Origin of the sequence: Aquitalea magnusonii, from assembly GCF_003202035.1 — a bacterium.
Taxonomy (GTDB): Bacteria; Pseudomonadota; Gammaproteobacteria; order Burkholderiales; family Chromobacteriaceae; genus Aquitalea; species Aquitalea magnusonii.
Genome location: NZ_QJKC01000007.1, coordinates 171,952 through 191,929, shown reverse-complemented (window position 1 = coordinate 191,929; position 19,978 = coordinate 171,952). Strand labels below are relative to the sequence as shown.

At 59.8% G+C, this 19,978-nt stretch carries 16 protein-coding genes; 8 read left to right on the top strand and 8 right to left on the bottom strand.

Features of this window, described 5'->3' with window-relative positions; all coding sequences use genetic code 11:
• Positions 1-168 precede the first annotated feature (168 nt).
• From DFR38_RS09525 to DFR38_RS09510, 4 genes are all read left to right on the top strand, one after another.
• Complete coding sequence (locus DFR38_RS09525) at positions 169-2,127, top strand: aminotransferase class I/II-fold pyridoxal phosphate-dependent enzyme (RefSeq protein ID WP_059285372.1); 1,959 nt, start codon at positions 169-171, stop codon at positions 2,125-2,127.
• Between the two features lie 191 nt (positions 2,128-2,318).
• Positions 2,319-3,242: an ornithine carbamoyltransferase gene (gene argF / locus DFR38_RS09520; RefSeq protein WP_110313326.1), complete on the top strand. Its 924-nt coding sequence runs from the start codon at positions 2,319-2,321 to the stop codon at positions 3,240-3,242.
• A 44-nt stretch (positions 3,243-3,286) separates the two neighbouring features.
• Complete coding sequence (locus DFR38_RS09515; protein WP_059285370.1) at positions 3,287-4,513, top strand: argininosuccinate synthase; 1,227 nt, start codon at positions 3,287-3,289, stop codon at positions 4,511-4,513.
• A 221-nt stretch (positions 4,514-4,734) separates the two neighbouring features.
• The gene (locus DFR38_RS09510; protein WP_181836620.1) at positions 4,735-4,908 is read left to right on the top strand and encodes a DUF2788 domain-containing protein; all 174 of its coding nucleotides are present in this window, start codon (positions 4,735-4,737) and stop codon (positions 4,906-4,908) included.
• A 71-nt stretch (positions 4,909-4,979) separates the two neighbouring features.
• Here DFR38_RS09510 and DFR38_RS09505 read toward each other — a convergent pair whose 3' ends face one another.
• From DFR38_RS09505 to DFR38_RS09480, 6 genes are all read right to left on the bottom strand, one after another.
• Positions 4,980-5,618, bottom strand: coding sequence for a LysE family translocator (locus DFR38_RS09505; RefSeq protein WP_059285368.1), 639 nt, complete (start codon positions 5,616-5,618; stop codon positions 4,980-4,982).
• Between the two features lie 154 nt (positions 5,619-5,772).
• Positions 5,773-7,311: an amino acid permease gene (locus DFR38_RS09500; protein ID WP_110313325.1), complete on the bottom strand. Its 1,539-nt coding sequence runs from the start codon at positions 7,309-7,311 to the stop codon at positions 5,773-5,775.
• Between the two features lie 231 nt (positions 7,312-7,542).
• Positions 7,543-8,253 carry a gamma-glutamyl-gamma-aminobutyrate hydrolase family protein gene (locus DFR38_RS09495; RefSeq protein ID WP_110313324.1) on the bottom strand — a complete coding sequence of 237 codons (711 nt, stop codon included), beginning with the start codon at positions 8,251-8,253 and terminating at the stop codon, positions 7,543-7,545.
• Complete coding sequence (locus DFR38_RS09490) at positions 8,250-9,413, bottom strand: iron-containing alcohol dehydrogenase (RefSeq protein ID WP_059287539.1); 1,164 nt, start codon at positions 9,411-9,413, stop codon at positions 8,250-8,252. The genes DFR38_RS09495 and DFR38_RS09490 overlap by 4 nt, the downstream gene beginning before the upstream one ends.
• Positions 9,414-9,416: 3 nt before the next feature.
• Entirely contained in the window at positions 9,417-10,802 is a 1,386-nt protein-coding gene (locus DFR38_RS09485; RefSeq protein WP_059287538.1) for an aldehyde dehydrogenase family protein, read from the bottom strand.
• Positions 10,803-12,146 (bottom strand): glutamine synthetase family protein, encoded by a 1,344-nt coding sequence (locus DFR38_RS09480; protein WP_244909894.1) that lies wholly within the window; start codon positions 12,144-12,146, stop codon positions 10,803-10,805.
• A 283-nt stretch (positions 12,147-12,429) separates the two neighbouring features.
• Here DFR38_RS09480 and DFR38_RS09475 point away from each other — a divergent pair, with 283 nt between their 5' ends.
• The 4 genes from DFR38_RS09475 to DFR38_RS09460 all read left to right on the top strand — a co-directional run bounded on the left by DFR38_RS09475 (position 12,430) and on the right by DFR38_RS09460 (position 17,542).
• Positions 12,430-13,302: a MurR/RpiR family transcriptional regulator gene (locus DFR38_RS09475; protein WP_059286474.1), complete on the top strand. Its 873-nt coding sequence runs from the start codon at positions 12,430-12,432 to the stop codon at positions 13,300-13,302.
• A 64-nt stretch (positions 13,303-13,366) separates the two neighbouring features.
• Positions 13,367-13,867 (top strand): YajQ family cyclic di-GMP-binding protein, encoded by a 501-nt coding sequence (locus tag DFR38_RS09470; protein ID WP_059286473.1) that lies wholly within the window; start codon positions 13,367-13,369, stop codon positions 13,865-13,867.
• Between the two features lie 115 nt (positions 13,868-13,982).
• Positions 13,983-15,584 carry an NAD(P)/FAD-dependent oxidoreductase gene (locus DFR38_RS09465; RefSeq protein WP_110313322.1) on the top strand — a complete coding sequence of 534 codons (1,602 nt, stop codon included), beginning with the start codon at positions 13,983-13,985 and terminating at the stop codon, positions 15,582-15,584.
• A 335-nt stretch (positions 15,585-15,919) separates the two neighbouring features.
• Positions 15,920-17,542, top strand: a complete 1,623-nt coding sequence (locus DFR38_RS09460; RefSeq protein ID WP_110313321.1) for a methyl-accepting chemotaxis protein — start codon at positions 15,920-15,922, stop codon at positions 17,540-17,542.
• A gap of 83 nt (positions 17,543-17,625) precedes the next feature.
• Here DFR38_RS09460 and DFR38_RS09455 read toward each other — a convergent pair whose 3' ends face one another.
• Together DFR38_RS09455 and DFR38_RS09450 are read right to left on the bottom strand one after the other, a co-directional pair.
• Positions 17,626-19,113 (bottom strand): aldehyde dehydrogenase, encoded by a 1,488-nt coding sequence (locus DFR38_RS09455; protein ID WP_110313320.1) that lies wholly within the window; start codon positions 19,111-19,113, stop codon positions 17,626-17,628.
• 60 nt (positions 19,114-19,173) lie between these two features.
• Positions 19,174-19,701, bottom strand: coding sequence for a cupin domain-containing protein (locus DFR38_RS09450; RefSeq protein WP_233170427.1), 528 nt, complete (start codon positions 19,699-19,701; stop codon positions 19,174-19,176).
• Positions 19,702-19,978: the final 277 nt, after the last annotated feature.

The window sequence follows — 19,978 nt, the reverse complement described above, 5'->3', positions numbered from 1 at the left end:
CTTGTGGATACGATAGCCAAAAAACAATTCAGCCAGAGAGCCAGCCAGCATCGCCGCAAATCCGGGAAAACGGATGGTGACAGATTGGCCGTGCCGGCTCTCAACGCGTACGCATGGACAGACAGACAATAAAGTACGCAGCGTTCTACACACAGGAGAAATCAGTTCATGACACCCGTTAGCCGCGTTCTGGTGGTAAGCGATGATGCAAAGTGGCAGGCCGATGTGCTGGCCGGGCTGGGGGCCGTGGCCGTGCGTCTGGAGAATCCCTACGGTTTGACCTTTGTCGGCGCGGCGCGCCTGAAGGAGGCCATGGATGTGATACGCCGCGACGGCGATATCCAGGCCGTGCTGGTGGACAAGCAGTTGCAGGAAAAGGGCATCAGTCAGGCTGCGGTCCAGCTGGCCAACCAGATCAGCGACTTTCGTCCCGAGCTGTCGCTCTATGTATTGCTGGTGGATGACGATGAAAGAGTGCTGGTGGAGAGTCTGGCCAGTCATGCGGTGGATGGTTATTTTTACCGTGACGAAACCGATTACAACGGCTGGTTCCGCATCCTGACTGCCGAACTGGCGGAAAAATCGGCCACGCCGTTTTACGACAAGCTCAAACAGTATGTGCGCATGGCCAAGGATTCCTGGCACACGCCGGGCCATGCCGGTGGCGATTCGCTCAAGGGCAGTCCGTGGGTAGGGGATTTTTACGATTTTGTCGGCGAGAACATGCTGCGTGCTGACTTGTCGGTTTCCGTGCCGATGCTGGATTCGCTGCTGCACCCGACCGGGGTGATTGCCGAGTCGCAAAAACTGGCGGCCAAGGCTTTTGGTGCGCGCAAAACCTATTTCGCCACCAATGGCACCTCCACCTCCAACAAGGTGATTTTCCAGACCTTGCTGGCGCCGGGCGACAAGCTGCTGCTGGATCGCAATTGTCACAAATCAGTCCATCACGGGGTGATTTTGTCCGGTGCCTTGCCGGTGTATCTGGACTCCTCCATCAATCGCCAGTACGGCATTTTCGGGCCGGTCCCCAAGGCCACCATTTTTGCCGCCATCGAGGCCAATCCGGATGCGCGGGTGCTGATCCTGACATCCTGCACCTATGATGGTCTGCGCTACGACCTGGTGCCCATCATCGAGGCCGCGCACGAGAAGGGCATCAAGGTAATCGTGGATGAAGCCTGGTATGGCTTTGCCCGCTTCCATCCGGCATTCCGCCCGACGGCGCTGGAGTCCGGTGCCGACTATGTCACGCAAAGCACGCACAAGATTCTGTCGGCCTTCTCGCAGGCCAGCATGATTCATGTGAATGATCCCGGTTTTGACGAGCATCTGTTCCGGGAAAACTTCAATATGCATACCTCCACCAGCCCGCAATACAACCTGATTGCCAGCCTGGATGTGGCGCGCAAGCAGGCGGTGACCGAGGGCTATCGCTTGCTCGACCGTACCCTGAAACTGGCCGAGGAATTGCGCGACAAGATCAACTCCACCGGCGCTTTCCGCGTACTGGAGCTGGAAGACCTGCTGCCAGAGGATATCCGTGAGGATGGCATCCGGCTGGACCCCACCAAGCTGACCGTCGACATCACCCAGTCCGGATTTACCACCGACGAGCTGCAACACGCGCTGTTCGAGCGCTATAACATCCAGGTGGAAAAATCGACCTTCAGCACCATTACCTTGCTGTTGACCATGGGCACCACGCGCAGCAAGGTGTCGCGGCTGTACGATGCGCTGCTGCGCCTGGCCAAGGAGAAACGGCCGCCGCGTGCGCTGGGGCGCATGCCGGAAATCCCGCGTTTTTCCCGGCTGGCCTGCCTGCCGCGTGATGCCTTCTATGAGGCGGGCGAACGGCTCCCCTTGCTGGATGATGATGGCCGCCCCAATGCCGAGCTGAATGGCCGGGTGTGCTGTGACCAGATCGTGCCTTACCCGCCCGGCATCCCGGTGCTGGTGCCGGGGCAGCTGATTGACGACAGTATCCTGTCATACCTGGCGCGTCTGCAAAAGACACAAAAGTCCATAGAAACGCATGGATTGGCGGAAGATGGTGGGGAAATGTATGTCAGAGTGCTGAAAGATAGGGAGTTATCGCATTTGCCTGACAGATTGTTGTTCAGCTGAGAGCTTGTCAGAACGGCCAAATTCCGATAAATATAACAATTGTCGCAAATATGTAAATTTTGCATCCGTTTGCTACGGGATTGCGACACCAGTTAACTGACTTGAGACCAGCGTGTAGTAATGTGCCATTGCGCATGAAGACACACACCGTGTTCTATGCGTGATGGCCTTTTTTTTTGGAAATCTTACCCATGAAGCCAGTAGGACATTACCTGCAATTCAGCGACCTGAACCACGAGGAGTATCGCCACATCTTCGAGCGTGCCAAGGTACTGAAGCGACGACACAGCGAAAAACAGCTGTATCAGCCGCTGCTTGGCCGCGTAATGTCCATGATCTTCGAGAAGAATTCCACCCGTACCCGGGTCTCTTTTGAAGCCGGCATGGCACAGCTGGGTGGCCATGCCATGTTCCTGGACACCAAGACCTCGCAGCTGGGGCGCGGCGAGCCGATCGAAGACACGGCACGGGTGCTGTCGCGCATGAGCGACATCATCATGATCCGTACCTTCGAGCAATCGCTGGTAGAGCGTCTGGCCGCGCATTCCAAGGTGCCGGTCATCAACGGCCTGACCAATGAATACCACCCTTGCCAGATCCTGGCCGACATCTTCACCTTCATCGAGCATCGTGGCTCGATCAAGGGCAAGACCGTGGCCTGGATTGGTGACGGCAACAATGTCTGTCGCACCTGGCTGCAGGCGGCCAAGATTCTTGGTTTCAAGCTGAAGGTGGCCACTCCGGTAGGCTATGAGCTGACCGTGCTGGATGGCGAGCATTATGGTCCCGAACATTTCGAACCCACCCACAGTGCCGTCAAGGCGGTGGAAGGTGCCGACCTGGTGACCACCGACGTGTTCACCAGCATGGGCTACGAGGCAGAGAGTGCTGCCCGTCTGGAAGCATTCGCCAGCTATCAGGTGAATGCCGAGCTGATGAAGCATGCCAAGCCGGATGCATTGTTCATGCACTGTCTGCCGGCCCACCGTGGCGAGGAAGTGACCGCCGAGGTCATCGACGGCCCGCAAAGCGTGGTATGGGACGAGGCGGAAAACCGCATGCATGCCCAGAAAGCCCTGATCGAATATCTGCTGCTTGGTCATCAATACGACTGAAGCTGCAGGACAACCCACTAGATTCGCTGGAAAGAAAACGCATCATGTCTGACATCAAAAAAGTAGTGCTGGCCTACTCCGGTGGCCTGGATACCTCCGTCATCCTGAAATGGCTGCAAGACGTTTATCACTGTGAAGTGGTCACCTTCACCGCCGATATCGGCCAGGGTGAGGAAGTGGAACCGGCCCGCAAGAAAGCCATCGCGCTGGGTATCAAGCCGGAAAACATCTTTATCGAAGACCTGCGCGAAGAATTCGTGCGCGACTACGTTTACCCGATGTTCCGTGCCAATGCCATCTACGAAGGCGAGTACCTGCTGGGTACCTCCATCGCCCGTCCGCTGATCTCCAAGCGCCAGATCGAAATCGCCAACGCAGTGGGCGGTGATGCGGTATCGCACGGTGCCACCGGCAAGGGTAACGACCAGGTGCGTTTCGAGCTGGGCTATTACGCCCTGAAGCCGGACGTCAAGGTGATTGCACCGTGGCGCGAATGGGACCTGCTGTCCCGTGAAAAGCTGCTGGCCTACGCTGAAAAGCACGGTATCGACATCAGCAAGAAAAAGAACGGTGGCAGCCCGTACTCAATGGATGCCAACCTGCTGCACATCTCCTACGAAGGCACCGTGCTGGAAAACCCGGCGGCCGAGCCGGAAGAAGATATGTGGCTGTGGACGGTCAGCCCGGAAAATGCCCCGGACCAGGCCGAATACATCGAGCTGAGCTACGAAAAGGGTGACATCACCGCCATCAATGGCGTGGCCATGACCCCGGCCCAGGTGCTGACCGAGCTGAACCGTCTGGGCGGCAAGCACGGCATCGGTCGTCTGGACATCGTGGAAAACCGTTACGTGGGCATGAAGTCCCGTGGCTGCTACGAAACCCCGGGCGGCACCATCATGCTGAAGGGCCATCGCGCCATCGAATCCATCACGCTGGACCGCGAAGTGGCCCACCTGAAGGATGAGCTGATGCCCAAGTACGCCAAGCTGATCTACACCGGCTACTGGTGGAGCCCGGAGCGTCAGATGCTGCAAGGCCTGATCGACGCTTCGCAAGCCACCGTCAATGGCTGGGTACGCCTGAAGCTGTACAAGGGCAATGTCATCGTGGTGGGCCGCGAATCCAAGACCGACTCGCTGTTCGACCCGAACATCGCCACCTTCGACGAAGACGGCGGCGCTTACAACCATGCCGACGCGGCTGGCTTCATCCGCCTCAATGCCCTGCGCATGCGCATTGCTGCCAACGCCAAACTCAAGCGCGGCTGATTGTCCGCCTGCTGAAACAGCCGCCTGCGGGCGGCTTTTTCGTTGGCAGCAGTTGCTGGCCTGTGTGTAAAAGTTGAGCTGCCAGGGGATGCGGCGTATCGTAGTGGCTTCGTCCGGGATGGCCCGGTCACTGCCGCGGCGATTCAAGCGCCGGCTGCACCGCGCAGCCGCAACAATGAAGGAATGTCTGGGTGTCTGAAGATCAATTTACCGATATTTCCATGGCCGTATGTCTGTCAGGGCTGATCATTTTCATGGGTTTCATCATCTGGGACCTTGGCAAGAAATCGCAGGCCGGCAAGATGGGGACGGCCATCCTGTTTCTGGTGCTGGGTTTCGGTGTGTTCGGCTTTATCTTCAAGAACGTGCTGGTGGAATTCCTGGTGCTGAAATAAGCCGGCAGGGAAAAACAGCAACGGGTTGGCCATGGCCAACCCGTTTTGCATGGTGCCGGTCAGGCGCCCGCTTAGCGCGTCGGTGCCAGCATCAGCCGCAGGCCCAGTGCGATGAAGACGCCGCCGGCAATACGGTCCAGCCACTGGCTGGCCTTGGGCGTGCGGTTAAGCCAGCTGCCGATGGCTCCGGCAAAGTAGCCCAGGCTGCCAAACAGCAGCGCAGCCTGCGCGGTAAAGATCAGGCCCAGAATGGCGATCTGCCAGCCGCTGTGGCCCTGTGCCGGATTGACGAACTGCGGCAGGAAGGCCAGGAAAAACAGCACCACCTTGGGGTTGATGGCATTGGCCAGCAGGCCTTTGCGAAAGTGCGCCGCCAGCGGTGTGCCATCTGCCGCACCATCCGCTGCCTGCAGCCGGCTGCCACGGCTGCGGATGGCATGCCAGCCCAGATACACCAGATACGCGCCGCCAGCAATTTTCAGCAGGCCGAAGGCGAGGGGCGAGGCGGCGATCAGCGCGCTGACGCCGATGGCAGCCAGCACGGTATGTGTCAGGCAACCCAGGGCACAGCCCAGGCCAAAGGCCATGCCCTGGCGACGGCCTTTGGCAATGCCCAGGCTCAGCACCATCAGATTATCCGGGCCGGGGGAAAGGGTGATCAGCATGGCGGCGGCGGTAAAGGCCGCCAGTTGTTCCGGGGTGACGATCATGGCGATGTTCTCAAGTTAACCCAGACAGCATCATTCAGTATTTTCTGGTAGCGGGCAAGCCGTTTGCTTCGCCGTGGCCAGGTGATTTCACCGCAGCCCATCCCAATGAAAACGGCCATGCCGGGCATGGCCGTTGTACTGGGTGATCGCCGGCTCAGGCGGTCTTGTCCAGCGCGTTTTCAATTTCACGAATATGCGCCTGATGTTTCTGGATGCGCTCGCCGACCGGTGGCCCCTTGAACTGCTTGCGCACCCCCAACACAAACCAGAAGAACAGCAAGACCAGTAGCAGGGCGATGGTGAGGTAGAGCACCTTCTCATTGGGTGGCTGTACGCCGACAAAGGCCAGGATGGCACCGCCAATGGTGGCCAGCAGGGCAATCGGCTTGGAGGCGGCACCCAGGCTGAAAGGGCCTTTGTGAGTCCAGCTCTTGCCTTCGGCAAACAGGCCGGCCGTGGTGGGCAGGATGTAAGAAATGTACAGGAATACCGCAGAGCCGGCCGACAGCACGGTAAAGGCATCGCCATACAGGGTGGCGACAATGGCCAGGATGGCGCTGACCCAGATGGCCAGGCCCGGTGTGCGGTGTACGGGATGGACCTGTTTCAACTGGTGGGAGAAGGGCAGGCCGCCGTCACGGGCAAAGGCATACATCATGCGCGAGGTGGAGGTCAGGCAGGCCAGGCCGCACAGATAGTTGACCAGGAAAATGCCGATCCCCAGTAGCGCTTTCAGTGCCGGTGGCAGGCTGCTGAGCAGCAGGTCGAAAAAGCCCATGCCGGCTTTGACCCCGGCCTGCATGTTTGGCAGCACCAGCACAAAGGTGCAGATCAGGATGTAGCCGAACAGGGCCGACCACAGCACCGAGCGGATGATGCCCTTGGGCACATTGTGCGCGGCCTGGTGGGTTTCTTCCGAGGTATGCGCCGAAGCGTCGTAGCCGGTAAGGGTGTAGACGGTCAGCAGCAGGCCGGACAGGAAGAGCATCAGGCTGCTGTCGGTCTTGGGCCAGGTGCCGCCGTCGGCTCCGCTGAAGTTGGTAAAGGTGAACAGGCGCGAGAAATCCAGCGGGCCCGGTGCATAGGCCAGCAGTGAAACCGTCAGCAGCAGGGCGATGGCAAAGATCAGATAGCCGGACATGTCGGTCAGCCGGGTAGTGAGCTTGATGCCCAGGTGATTCAGCCAGGCCTGGCTTAGCGTGATGCCGGTCAGGAACAGCGTCTGCTCGGTCCAGGTGAGATGGTCTGGATTGATGCCCAGCAGGGGGGCGATCAGGGTTTTGAAAAAGGGGTCGTATACGCCGAAATTGACCGAGGCCACCACGAAGATCAGCCCCAGCAGATTGATCCAGGCGGTTACCCAGCCCAGCCCCTTGCCACCCAGAATGGACGACCAGTGATAGAGCCCGCCGGCGGTGGGGTAGGCGGAGGCGATCTGGGCCATGGCCGCGGCCACGATGCTGGCAAACAGCGCACCCACCGGCCAGCCTATGCCGATGGAAGCACCGCCGCCAGCGCTGATGCCGGCGGGAAAGGCGGTGATGCCGCCAGCCAGTATGCAGATGATGGAAAAGGAAATGGCAAAGTTGGAAAAGCCGCTCATGCGCCTGGAGAGCTCCTGAGCGTAACCCATGCTGTGTAACAGTTTCTCGTCCTCACCCTGCGGTGCGGAGCCGTGCTGATCTCGGTTCATGATGATCCTCTTGCATGTGTTGACCTACACTGTATGAAAATGCACTGTGCTGAGACTTCACCCTTTGCTGCGCCCGCGGCAGACGGCGGGCAACAGCGCGGCCTGCGTCCGGCCTTGCCGTGGCGGCAAGAGCCATACCCATCTGCCTTCTGTCCGTGTCTGTTGCGCGGCGCCCTGCGCGCCCGTGTTGCCGGGAATGCGCGGCAATACCTGCCGCTCTTGCTGTCGGCTTTAGTGACTGCGTTTGCTGCTCATGCGGACCAGCTCATCAAACAGCCCTTGCTGGCTGCTGTCTTCCCGTGCAGATAATTCCGGATGCCACTGCACGGCAATCAATTGCGGAAACCCTGCCACCTCGATGGCCTCGATCACGCCATCGGCAGCCCAGGCCACAGCCTGCACGCCCTGGCCCGGCTGGTCGATGGCCTGGTGGTGCCAGGACTTGGTGGCCACTTCGGTGCTGCCCAGCAGCCCGGCCAGGCAGGAGTCGGCCGCCACCCTGACCCGGTGCAGCGTGGGGTCGCGCGGTGCCACCCGGTGCTCCACCGCCTCGCCCACCACATCCGGCAAATGCAGGTGCAGTGTCCCGCCCAGTACGGTATTGAGAATCTGCAAGCCACGGCAGATGGCCAGTGTCGGCAGCTTGCGTTGCAGCAGGGCTCGGGCCAGCGCGGTTTCGGTGTGGTCACGCTCCGGACTGAGGTTGTAAATGGTGGGGTGATCGCCGCCGTCGAACAGTTCCGGGTCGATATCGCCGCCGCCTATCAGCACCACGCCGTCCAGCGCATCCAGCCAGCTGTCGATGGCGGCAGCGCCCACGGGCGGCAGCAGTACCGGCGCCCCGCCCGCGCGAACCACCGCATGCACGTAGTCCACCGGGGTGTGATAGCCATGGCCCTGGCCGGCGGGGTAGGTGGTCAGGCCGATGAGCGGGGGCTTCATGGCAGCTGGCCTTGCACGGCAGCCAGATAGATGGCGCTGTAGTCGCTGGCACTCAGCGGCAGCGGATTGCCACCATCGCTGGGGTCGGCCTTGGCCATGCGGCCGATCTCGCTGGCCTGTTCTGCCGGAATGTTGATCTGCCCCAGGCTGTGCGGGATGCCCAGGTCGCTGCGCAGCTGCAGTATCCAGGCCAGGAAACCATCAAAACTGCTGTCGGCCAGGCCGATATAGCGGGCTGCAGCGGCCAGTTTGTCGGCAATGGCCGGACGATTGCGCACCAGCACATAGGGCAGCAGGATGGCATTGGCCAGGCCGTGGTGGGTGTCGAACACCGCCCCGATGGGATGCGCCAGGGCATGTACCCCGCCCAGTCCCTTCTGGAAGGCGGTGGCGCCCATGATGGAGGCGGCCAGCATGTGCGAGCGGGCTTCGATATGGCTGCCATCGGCATAGGCGGTGGGCAGCCAGTCGTGCACCAGTTTCATGCCCTCCAGCGCCACGCCCTGCGCCAGCGGGTGGTAGGTGGGCGAGCAATAGGCTTCCAGATTGTGCACCAGCGCATCAATGCCGGTGGCGGCGGTCAGCTGCGGGGGCAGGCCGGCGGTGAGTTCCGGGTCGGCCAGCACCAGTCTGGGCAGCATGGACGGGTGGAAGATGATGACCTTGCGGTGGTCTTCTTCATCAATGATCAGCGAGGCACGGCCCACTTCCGAGCCGGTGCCGGAGGTGGTCGGTACGGCAATGGTGGGCGCCACGCCGGCCACATTCACCCGCAGCCAGTTATCGCCCACGTCCTCAAAATCCCATAGCGGACGGTCCTGCCCCACCATCAGCGCAATGGCCTTGCCCACATCCAGTGCGCTGCCGCCCCCTACCGCGATCACGCCATCGTGCTTGCCCTCCTTGTAGGCATTGACCCCGGCATAGACATCACGGCCTACCGGATTGGGGCGCATATCGCTGAATACATGGGCGTCCATGCCGGCGGATGCCAGATAGTCGAGCAGGCGGGCCACCAGTGGCAGCCGGGCGAGACCAGGATCGGTGACCAGCAGCGGGCGGCGCATGCCCAGTTGCTGGCACAGCGCGGGCAGCTCGCTGGCGCGGCCTGCGCCAAAGCGGATGCTGGTCGGATAGTTCCAGTTACCTTGCAGTTGCATGCTTTACCCCTTGAGATGGAAGGATTTGATACGGGTGAGCTGCTGATAACCCAGCACGGATAGCGAAATGCCGCGGCCAGTGTCCTTGACCCCGGTCCAGGCCAGGGCAGGGTCCAGGTAGTCACAGCGGTTCATGAATACCGTGCCGGTGGCAATCTCATTGCCCAGGCGGATGGCGGCTTCGCGGTCCTGCGTCCACAGCGAGGCGGTGAGGCCATAGGCGCTGTCGTTCATCAGGGCCACGGCCTGCTCATCGGAATCCACCGGCATGATGCCGATGACCGGGCCAAAGCTTTCGTCCCGCATCACGCTCATGCCGTGGTGCACGTCTACCAGGACTTGCGGAGCCAGATAGGCCGTGCCTACGGCATCGGCAGCAAAGTGCCCGGCTGGAATCAGCGCCCGCGCCCCTACGGCGACGGCATCGGCAATCTGGCTGCGCACAAAGGCGGCAGCACTGGCGCGTACCATGGGGCCGAGGTTGGTGGCGGCATCCAGCGGGTTGCCAAAGCGGTAAGCCTTGGTCAGTTCGACAAAGCCATCGACAAAGGCGCTGTAGTGGCTGCGGTGAACATAGATGCGTTCGATGCCGCAGCAGGATTGGCCGGAGTTGAAAAAGGCACCGTCCACCAGATTTTCGATGGCGCTGGCCAGGTCGGCATCGGCGCGCACATAGGCCGGGTCCTTGCCGCCCAGCTCCAGCCCCACGCCGATAAAGCGTTCACTGGCGGCTTGTTGTACGGCACGGCCACCAGCCACCGAGCCGGTAAAGGCGACAAAATCGATCTGCGGCGCGGCCACCAGCCGCAGGGTGGCCGCATGGCCCAGCTGCAGGCTCTGGAATACCCCGGCAGGCAGGCCGGCCGCATCAAAAGCCTGCTGGAACAACTCGGTCACCAGCGGGGTTTGCGAGGAGTGCTTGAGGATGACGGTATTGCCGGCAGCCAGCGCCGGCACGATGGTGTTGATGGCGGTGAGGAAGGGGTAATTCCACGGCGCCAGCACCAGTACCGTGCCCAGTGGCTCGCGGCGCAGAAAGCGCTGGAAACCAGGCTTGGCGGCGGGGTGGATGTCGGCCAGCCCTTCCTCGGCAATAGCCAGCATGTGGCGGGCGCGCTCTTCCAGCCCGCGCACCTCACCGGGTGACTGGCTGATGGGGCGGCCAATCTGGCGGGTGATGGCTTCGGCACAGGCGTCCTGGTGGGCCACCAGCCAGTCTACCGCTTTGCCGATCAGCGCCTTGCGTTCGGCCAGCGGGGTATGTCGCCAGCCGCGCTGTGCTGCCGTGGCAGCATCCAGTACGGCCTGGGTCTGGCTGGGCGTGGAGTAGGGGCGCTCCAGCAGGATGGCACCATCGACGGGGGAGATGACGGAATAGGATGTGCTCATTTAGATGATCTCGAAGTAGCGTTTCAATTCCCAGTCGGTGACATGGCGCTGGAACTCGCGTTCTTCCCACTCGCGCGTGGCGGCGAAGTGGTCGACAAAATCATCGCCAAACCAGTCGCGGGCGGCGGCCGAGGCGCGCAGCGCCTGGGCGGCGTCCCACAGGGTGCGATGCAGTTGCAGATGGGGCGGGGCTTGCAGCAGATAGCCATTGGCCGTGACCGGCTCTTCTGGCTCGATCTTGTTTTCGATGCCGTACAGGCCGGCAGCCAGCCCGCTGGCCAGCGCCAGATAAGGGTTGGTATCGGCACCCGGCAGGCGGTATTCCACCCGCTGCGATTTGCTGCTGCCCGGAATGGCGCGGATGGCCACAGTGCGGTTATCCACCCCCCATAGCGCGCTGGTAGGCGCCCAGTAACCCGGCACCAGCCGGCGGAAACTGTTGATGGTGGGGGCGGCCAGGCTCATGAATTGCGGCATCAGTTTTTGAATGCCGCCAATGAAATGGCGCATGGTGTCGCTGATATTGTGATCGCGCCCGCTCTGGTGAAAGGCGCTGTGGCCGTCGCGGTTCTTCAGCGAGATATGGATGTGTCCGCCCTGGCCGGAGTGTTCTTCGTTCCACTTGGCCATATAGCAGATCATGCGCCCCTGTTTTTCTGCCAGCACCTTAGAGAAGGTCTTGAAGCACACCGCGTTGTCGGCGGCGGTCAGCGCCTTGTCCACCGTCAGCGCGGCTTCCAGGGCGCCGGGGCCGGTTTCTTCGTGAAAGCCTTCTACCGGCATATTCATCTGCTCGCACAAATCAAGCAGGCCGCGGTAAAAGTCGGTATTCACCGAATTGCGCAAAACCGAGTAGCCAAAAGCACCGCTGCCCAGCGGCTTGGGGTTCTGGTACAGCTTGTCTTGCAGGGCGGCATTGCTTTCGTCAGTGACCAAAAATTCGTACTCGAAGCCAGCCATCGGCTCAAAGCCCATGGCGCGAGCCCGTTCCACCACCCGCCGCAGTACGCCGCGCGGACACAGCCCTTCCAGCCGGCCCACCACCTCGCCCTGCACGAAGATCATATTGTCTTCCAGAGGCAGTTCACGACAGGACTCGGGAATCAGCCGGATCTGCGCGTCGCCATAGCCACGGCCCCAGCCGGTGAGCAGGGTGTTGTCGTACAGCTTGTCGCCCACGTCCCAGCCGAACACCACATCACAGAAGCCGAAGCCGCCCTCCAGCGAGGACAGGAACTTGTCACGCGACATGTATTTGCCGCACATCACGCCATCGATATCAACCAGGCCAACCTTGATCTGCCGTAGCTGGCGCTGTTCGATCAGGGTCTTCAAATCTGCCATTGTCTTTACATGCCGAGCATCCATGATTGCTCCTTGCGCTGGTGTTGGGTGGGTGGCAGGGGGATTCCTTCTCCTGTTGCGGCTAGTATTGTTCGTTAGAAAAACAGCAATCAAGATAAAAATGTAATAAAAATTAGATTGTGCTGTGCAATGTGGAAGCAATGCCACAGTGCCGTTTTGGCGCTGTGGACTGCTATCATTGCCGGGTGAAGGTTGGCTGCGCCTTGTTGCCGGCCATTGATAACAGGTACTTGTCAGCCAGTGCCTGATTGCGGAGAAGCCTGTGAGTAATAGCCGGTCCATCGCGGAAGAACTGCGCGTGCTGTTTGAAACCCTGACCCCGACCGAGCGCAAGGTAGGGCGGGTGCTGCTGGCGAATTACCCGGTGGCCGGGCTGGAAACCATCGCTCAGCTGGCGCTCAGGGCGGATGTCAGTGGCCCGACCGTGCTGCGCCTGATCAGCAAGCTGGGCTTCGACAGCTACACCGCCTTTCAGACCGCCTTGCGGGATGAGCTGGAAATCCGCCTGCAGTCGCCACTGGTGCGCCACGACCCGGCCCAGCTGCAGGGCGACAGTGATTTTCTGGTCAGCTACGCGGCGCGCATCACCCAGCTGATGCAGGAAACGGTGGCGCATCTGCCGCGGGTGGAGTTCGATGGCGTGGTGGACCTGCTGGGCGAGCGCAAGAACCGCATCTGGCTGCTGGGCGGCCGGCTGACCGATCCCCTGGCGGCCTATCTGTGCCACCACCTGAAAGTGGTGCGCGCCGACGTGGTGCATCTGCGCGGCGTGCCATCCAGCTGGGCCGATTCGCTGGTGGACATGGGCAAGCATGATGTGCTGGTGATTTTCGACATCCGCCGTTATTGGGATGGCGCCTTGCACATTGCCGAGATGGCCGCGCAGCGCAAGGTCAGCGTCCTGCTGTTTACCGACCAGTGGCTGTCACCGGTATCGCGGGTGGCGCGCTTTACCCTGGCGGCCCACACCGCCGGCCCTTCCGGCTGGGATACCAATACGCCCTTGATGTTGCTGGTGGATGCCGTCATCGCCGCCCTCAACACCCGGCAATGGGCGGCCATCAGCGACCGTCTGCAGGAAGTGGAAGCCATGCGCGCCCGGCTGGGCGAGGGCAGCCACCGGGCTGACGAGTGACAAGGGCCGGCGCAGCCACTAAAATTGCCCGATTCAGCCTTATCTGCCTTACAGGACCAGTCCCATGCCGTCTTTTGATATTGTTTCCGAAGTCAATAAAGTAGAAGTGCGCAATGCCATCGAGCAGGCCAACAAGGAAGTGTCCACCCGCTACGATTTCAAGGGTAGCGATTCCCGTATCGAGCAGACCGACAAGGAAGTCACCCTGTATGCCGACGCCGAATTCCAGCTGGACCAGGTCAACGATATCCTGGTCAGCAAGCTGTCCAAGCGCGGTGTCGATGTGCGCAGCCTGGAATATGGCAAGCTGGAAAAAGTGAGTGGCAACAAGGTGAAGAAGGTGCTGACCGTGAAGGAAGGCCTGGAAACCGAAATGGCCAAGAAGATCGTCAAGCTGATCAAGGATTCCAAGCTGAAAGTACAAGCCAGCATCCAGGGTGAGGCGGTACGGGTGTCCGGCGCCAAGCGCGACCTGCTGCAAGAATGCATCGCCTTGCTGCGCAAGGAAATTGCCGATGACAAGGAAAACGGCGTACCGCTGCAGTTCAACAACTTCCGCGACTAAGCCCGTTTTCTTCTGTGCAAAACCGGCCCCTGGTGGCCGGTTTTGCTTTTGGCGGGCGTCCCTCCTACAATACGGCCCTTGTTGAATAGACAGCAACCTGTGCATTGGAATCAGCATGTTACGCATTACCGAACTCAAGCTGCCGCTGGATCACAGCGCAGCAGAACTCGGCGACGCCATTGTCGCCTTTCTCGGCATCAAGCCGGCCGACCTGAAAAGCTACACCGTATTCAAGCGCAGCTATGACGCGCGCCGCGGTGTGATGAGCCTGGCTTACATCATCGATATGGAAGTGGAAGGCGAGGCCAAATTGCTGGCCCGCTTCAAGGGCAATCCGCATGTGCTGCCCACGCCGGATACCCGCTATCACTTTGTCACCCAGGCTCCGGCCACGCTGAGCAAGCGCCCGGTCGTCGTGGGCTTTGGCCCCTGTGGCCTGCTGGCAGCGCTGGTATTGGCGCAGATGGGCTTCAAGCCCATCGTGCTGGAGCGCGGCAAGAAGGTGCGCGAACGTACCAAGGATACCTGGGGCCTGTGGCGCAAGAATGTGCTGAATCCGGAGTCAAACGTGCAGTTTGGCGAGGGCGGAGCCGGTACTTTTTCTGACGGCAAGCTGTACAGCCAGATCAAGGACCCGCGCCATCTGGGGCGCAAGGTGCTGACCGAGTTCGTCAAAGCCGGTGCGCCGGAGGAAATCCTGTTCATCGCCAAGCCGCATATCGGCACTTTCCGCCTGGTCAGCATGGTGGAAAAGATGCGCGCGGAAATCGAGTCGCTGGGCGGGGAAATCCGCTTCCAGCAGCGCGTGACCGATCTGCACATCGACAAGGGTCATATCCGTGGCCTGACGCTGGCCGATGGCAGCCAGATCGAAGCCGATCATGTCATTCTCGCCCTCGGTCACAGTGCGCGCGACACTTTCGAAATGCTGTATCAGCGTGGCGTGTTCATGGAAGCCAAGCCCTTCTCGGTGGGCTTCCGTATCGAGCATCCGCAAACCATGATCGACAAGGCGCGCTGGGGCAAATATGCCGGCCACCCGATTCTGGGGGCGGCTGACTACAAGCTGGTACACCACGCCAGCAATGGCCGTGCGGTGTACAGCTTCTGCATGTGTCCGGGCGGGCAGGTGGTGGCGGCCACCTCGGAAGAGGGCCGTGTGGTCACCAATGGCATGAGCCAGTATTCGCGCGCCGAGCGCAATGCCAACTCCGGCCTGGTGGTCAGCATCAACCCGGAAGACTATCCGGGTGGTGCACTGGCTGGTATTGCCTTCCAGCGCGCGCTGGAAAGCCACGCCTATGTGCTGGGTGGCAGCACCTACGAAGCACCGGCGCAACTGGTGGGCGACTTCCTGGCGGGGCGTGCCTCCACGGCGGTGGGATCGGTGGAACCTTCCTACCAGCCTGGCGTGCACTGGACCGATCTGGCCAGCGCGTTGCCGGATTTCGCCATTACCGCCATGCGCGAAGCGCTGCCGGAATTCGGCAAGAAAATCCGCGGCTATGACATGCACGATGCGGTGCTGACCGGGGTGGAAACCCGTACCAGCTCGCCGCTGCGCATTACCCGTGGCGAAGATTTGCAAAGCCTGAACGTGAAGGGCCTGTATCCGGCCGGCGAGGGCGCTGGCTACGCTGGCGGCATTCTGTCCGCCGGGGTGGATGGCATTCGCGTGGCCGAGGCGCTGGCGCTTGAGATGGTGGCGCAGGGATAAGCCAAGCCAGCGTCACCATATTGATGCCGGGCGTTTGGCCTGGCTGCTTGGCCTCCCCGTTGTGGGCAGTGAAAAGCGCTTCGAATGAAGCGCTTTTTTTATGCCTGCCGGCAATGGCCGGCCCGATATGCTGCAATCCGCGGTTGATCCCATCCCGATACCATTCGGGTAATGGCCAGGCTTATTTTCGGGTGGATCATTTTAGAAGATGAATGCGAGAGCGTCATGTCAACTTCCCGTTCTAAATGACATCTGTCAACAGTTTTGTCTTCCTGTTTATCGGTATTGGCTGATGCTATAAGAAATGATTAACCGCTTAAATACAGGTGTTCAAGATGAAACTGTCATCCCAATTACTGGCGGCCATCTTTTTCTCCGTCATGGTGATCATTACCCTGGTTTTCATGGCCATGTATTTTGAAAGGGAAGCGGATGGTCGCCTGGTGGGTGCGCTGAGTAATCTGATTCCCTCGGTCAAGGATTTGAATGCTGCAACCGATTCATTTGTCAATTTGCGCACCGCGGTGAATCAGACCGCGCTGTCGGTTACCACGACAGACCGAGGCAAGACAATGGAAATGATCAGTCAGGCTGAAAAGGGGGTAAGCGCTGCATTGTATCGCTATGGTCAGAATGATATCTACGATGAGGCTGACCGGAATTTGTTGCAAAAAGACAGGATGACATTTGAGCACTATGTGCAGCGTATTCATGCGGCCATTGCCGGCGAGAAAGATCAGGCCGGCCGGGATATTGCCATTAATCGTTTTCTGGCCGGTGATATCAAACAGGCAGCGGAAGGATTTTTACAGGCCATTCGGGCGCATGTTGCCTACAATGTCAAGTTGGCGGCCGACTTTCAGGACCAGGATGAAAAGGTATCCGCAAGAAATAAAGTCATCTTAATGTCGGTGGCAATCACTGCCTTGTGTGTGCTTGCGGTCATCTATTGGGGGGTCTATCGTTCTGTTATTGGTGGCCTGCAAGAAATAAAAACCGTGATTATTGCTTTGAGCAAGGATAAAAATTTCACGGTACGGCTTTCGCGTCATGGCAAGGATGAGGTCAGTGAAACATTCAACTACATCAATGAGCTGATCAAGAATCTGCATCGCAGTTTCAGTGAAATGCAGGCCAGTGCGCAGGATGTCATCGTCGCTTCAAAGCAAGTCAGCCAGTCTGCACGCAGAGTGTCTGCAGCTTCCGGCCAGCAAAGCGAGTCATCTGCCAGCATGGCAGCCTCGATCAGGCAAATGACACAAAGCGTGAATAATATTTCCGACCGCAGTGCTGATGCGCGCAGCCTGGCGCACGAAGCCGGGCGCTTGGCCAATCAGGGTTCGGCAACCATTTCGCAGACCATTCGCGATATTCACGATATAGCCAGTGCAGTCGGGCAGTCCGGCGAGAGTATCCGTGCCATGGAAAGCTATAGCGGTAACGTCAATACCATTGTGCAGGTTATCAAGGAAATCGCCGATCAAACCAATCTGCTGGCCCTGAATGCGGCAATTGAAGCAGCCAGAGCCGGAGAGATGGGGCGTGGTTTTGCGGTTGTTGCCGATGAGGTACGCAAGCTGGCGGAAAGAACCTCTGTTTCGACGCAGGAGATATCGCAAACCATCAATGCCATGCGGGAGAAATCGAGCATGGCCACCGAGCAGATGCGGATTGCCGAGGAGCTGACCGGTGTGGGCGTGCTCCGGGCGGATGATGCGGATCAGGCGATTGCCAAGATCGGTAGTGCGACGGCCCAGACGGTAAAGATGGTGGAGGAGATTGCCAATACCATTCAGGAGCAGCGGGCGTCCGCCAATAATATCTCGCGCCAGATCGAACATGTGGTGCAGATGGCTGAAGAGTCCTCCGAGACAGCCGCAGGCGTGGCCCAAAATTCTGTCAGCCTGCTTGAACTGGCAGAAAAACAGACCAGCATCATCTACCAGTACCAGATCTGAGTGCCGGGAGCAGCACCATGGAAAAAGAGCCTTTGCAAACCGCAAAGGCTCTTTGGGGGCCAATCACAGCGGCCAGGCCGGTATTACAGCTTGATCAGCGTGCTCTTCAGCTCACTGTATTTTTCCAGCGCGTGCAGCGATTTGTCGCGGCCATTGCCCGACTGCTTGAAGCCGCCGAAGGGGAAGTTCATGTCGCCGCCTTCGTCGTAGCAGTTGACCCACACGGTGCCGGCGCGCAGGCGACGCGAAACCTGGTGGGCGGTGCTGACATTGGAAGTCCATACCGCAGCGGCCAGGCCATACTCGGTATCGTTGGCGATGCGAATGGCTTCGTCCAGGGTGTCAAAGGTGATCACCGACAGCACCGGGCCAAAGATTTCCTCGCGGCAGGTGGTCATGTCCGGGCGTTGGCAATCAAAGGCGGTCGGCTCGATGAACAGGCCCTTGTCGGTGTGGGCGGCCTTGCCGCCGCAGATCAGGCCGGCACCTTCGCTGATTCCCTTGTCGACATAGGACAGCACCTTGTCGTACTGGATCTTGTCGACAATGGCCCCCATGCTGGTGGCCGGGTCCAGCGGATCGCCGGGGAACCAGCCCTGGGCAGCCTTCTTGAACTCGGCCAGGAAAGCCTCTTTCACGCTGCGCTGTACCAGCACGCGCGAGCCGGCGGTACACATTTCCCCCATATTGAAGAAAATGGCGCCGGCTGCGGTACGGGCAGCCTTGGCAATGTCCGGGCAGTCTTCCAGCACGATATTCGGCGACTTGCCACCCAGTTCCAGCCAGACACGCTTGAGGTTGGATTGCGCGGCATAGCCGGCAATCAGCTTGCCCACGCCGGTGGAACCGGTAAACGCCAGGCAGTCCACGTCCATGTGCAGGGCCAGTGCCTTGCCGACGTCACCGGCGCCGGGCAGTACCTGGAAGATGCCATCCGGGATGCCGGCATCCTTGGCCAGTTGCGCCAGGCGGATGGCGGTGAGCGGGGATTTTTCCGACGGCTTGACGATGACGGCATTACCCGCTGCCAGGGCAGGGCCGAATTTCCAGCTGGCCATCAGTATGGGGAAGTTCCACGGCACCACCGCAGCCACCACGCCAATCGCTTCGCGGGTCACCAGGCCCACCAGCTTGGGATCGACCGGCGCCACTTCGCCACCGATCTTGTCGATGGCTTCGGCAAACCATTCCACGCAGTAAGCCGCACCCGGCACATCCACCGTGGTGGAGTCGCCAATCGGCTTGCCCATGTCCAGTGTTTCCAGCAGCGCCAGCTCGTCGCCATGTTCGCGAATCAGCGCGGCAAAGCGTTTCAGGATCTTGCCGCGAGCCAGTGGCGCCAGTTCCGACCATTTGCCGGAATCAAAGGCGGCGCGAGCAGCGGTCACGGCAGCGTTGACCTCGGCTTCGCCGCAGCTGGCGATGTCCGCCAGTTTCTGACCGTTGGCCGGATTGACGCAATCGAAGGTCTTGCCATCGGCGGCGCTGGTGTAGGCACCGTTGATGAAGGCTCGGCCTTCGATGTTCAGTTGTGCAGCAAGCTGTTTCCACTCTGCATGGGTACGCGCCATGGGTCTTCTCCTGATATTTATGTAAGGTGATTCCGGTTGCTCGTTGCTGGCGACCGTCAATCAGAATGTGGGCGGCGAGCTGGCGCTGACCATTTCGCAGATTTCATTGCCGATGTTGCGAAAGCGATGCGGCAGTTTGCTGTCGAAATAGTAAGAGTCGCCCGGACCCAGAATGCGGGTTTCGTTGTTGACCGTGATTTCAATCGAACCGGCAATGATGACGCCACCTTCCTGGCCTTCATGCATCAGCATGTCGGGGCCGGTGTCGGCACCCGGTTCGTAGTGCTCTTTCAGAATGGCGATATCGCGCCGTTCATGGGCGGTGCCGACCAGCAGCAGCTTGATTTGATCATTGCCCAGATTGGGGAGTTCTTTTGCCTGGTAGAACACGCGCGGCTGTTGCGGCTCTACATCAAAAGTGAAAAATTCCGCCAAGGTCATCGGCAGGCCTTCCAGTACCTTCTTCAAGGAGCTGATCGACGGGCTGACGCGATTCTGCTCGATCAGGGAGATCGTGCCATTGGTGACGCCTGCCCGCTTGGCAAGTTCGCGTTGTGACAGACCAAACCGGTCTCTGACCACTCTCAATCGTGCGCCTACATCCATCTGGCTGCTTCCATCTATGTTAATAATTTTAGACGTTCCATCATATGGTTTTTGATCGTATCCTGCATCTGTTGTTGCGCTGCAAAATCAAATTTCTTTGCATGTTTTGGAGTTTATAGCCAGAATCAGCCTCAGGAATCAAGGGTGTTGTGGATTTTTTTAAACATCTGCAACAGTATATTTGATCAAACCTTGGTTTGTGCGATGATAGCATTCATGCTGTCCGTCATGGTTTGCCGGACAGCATGATGGGTACTTC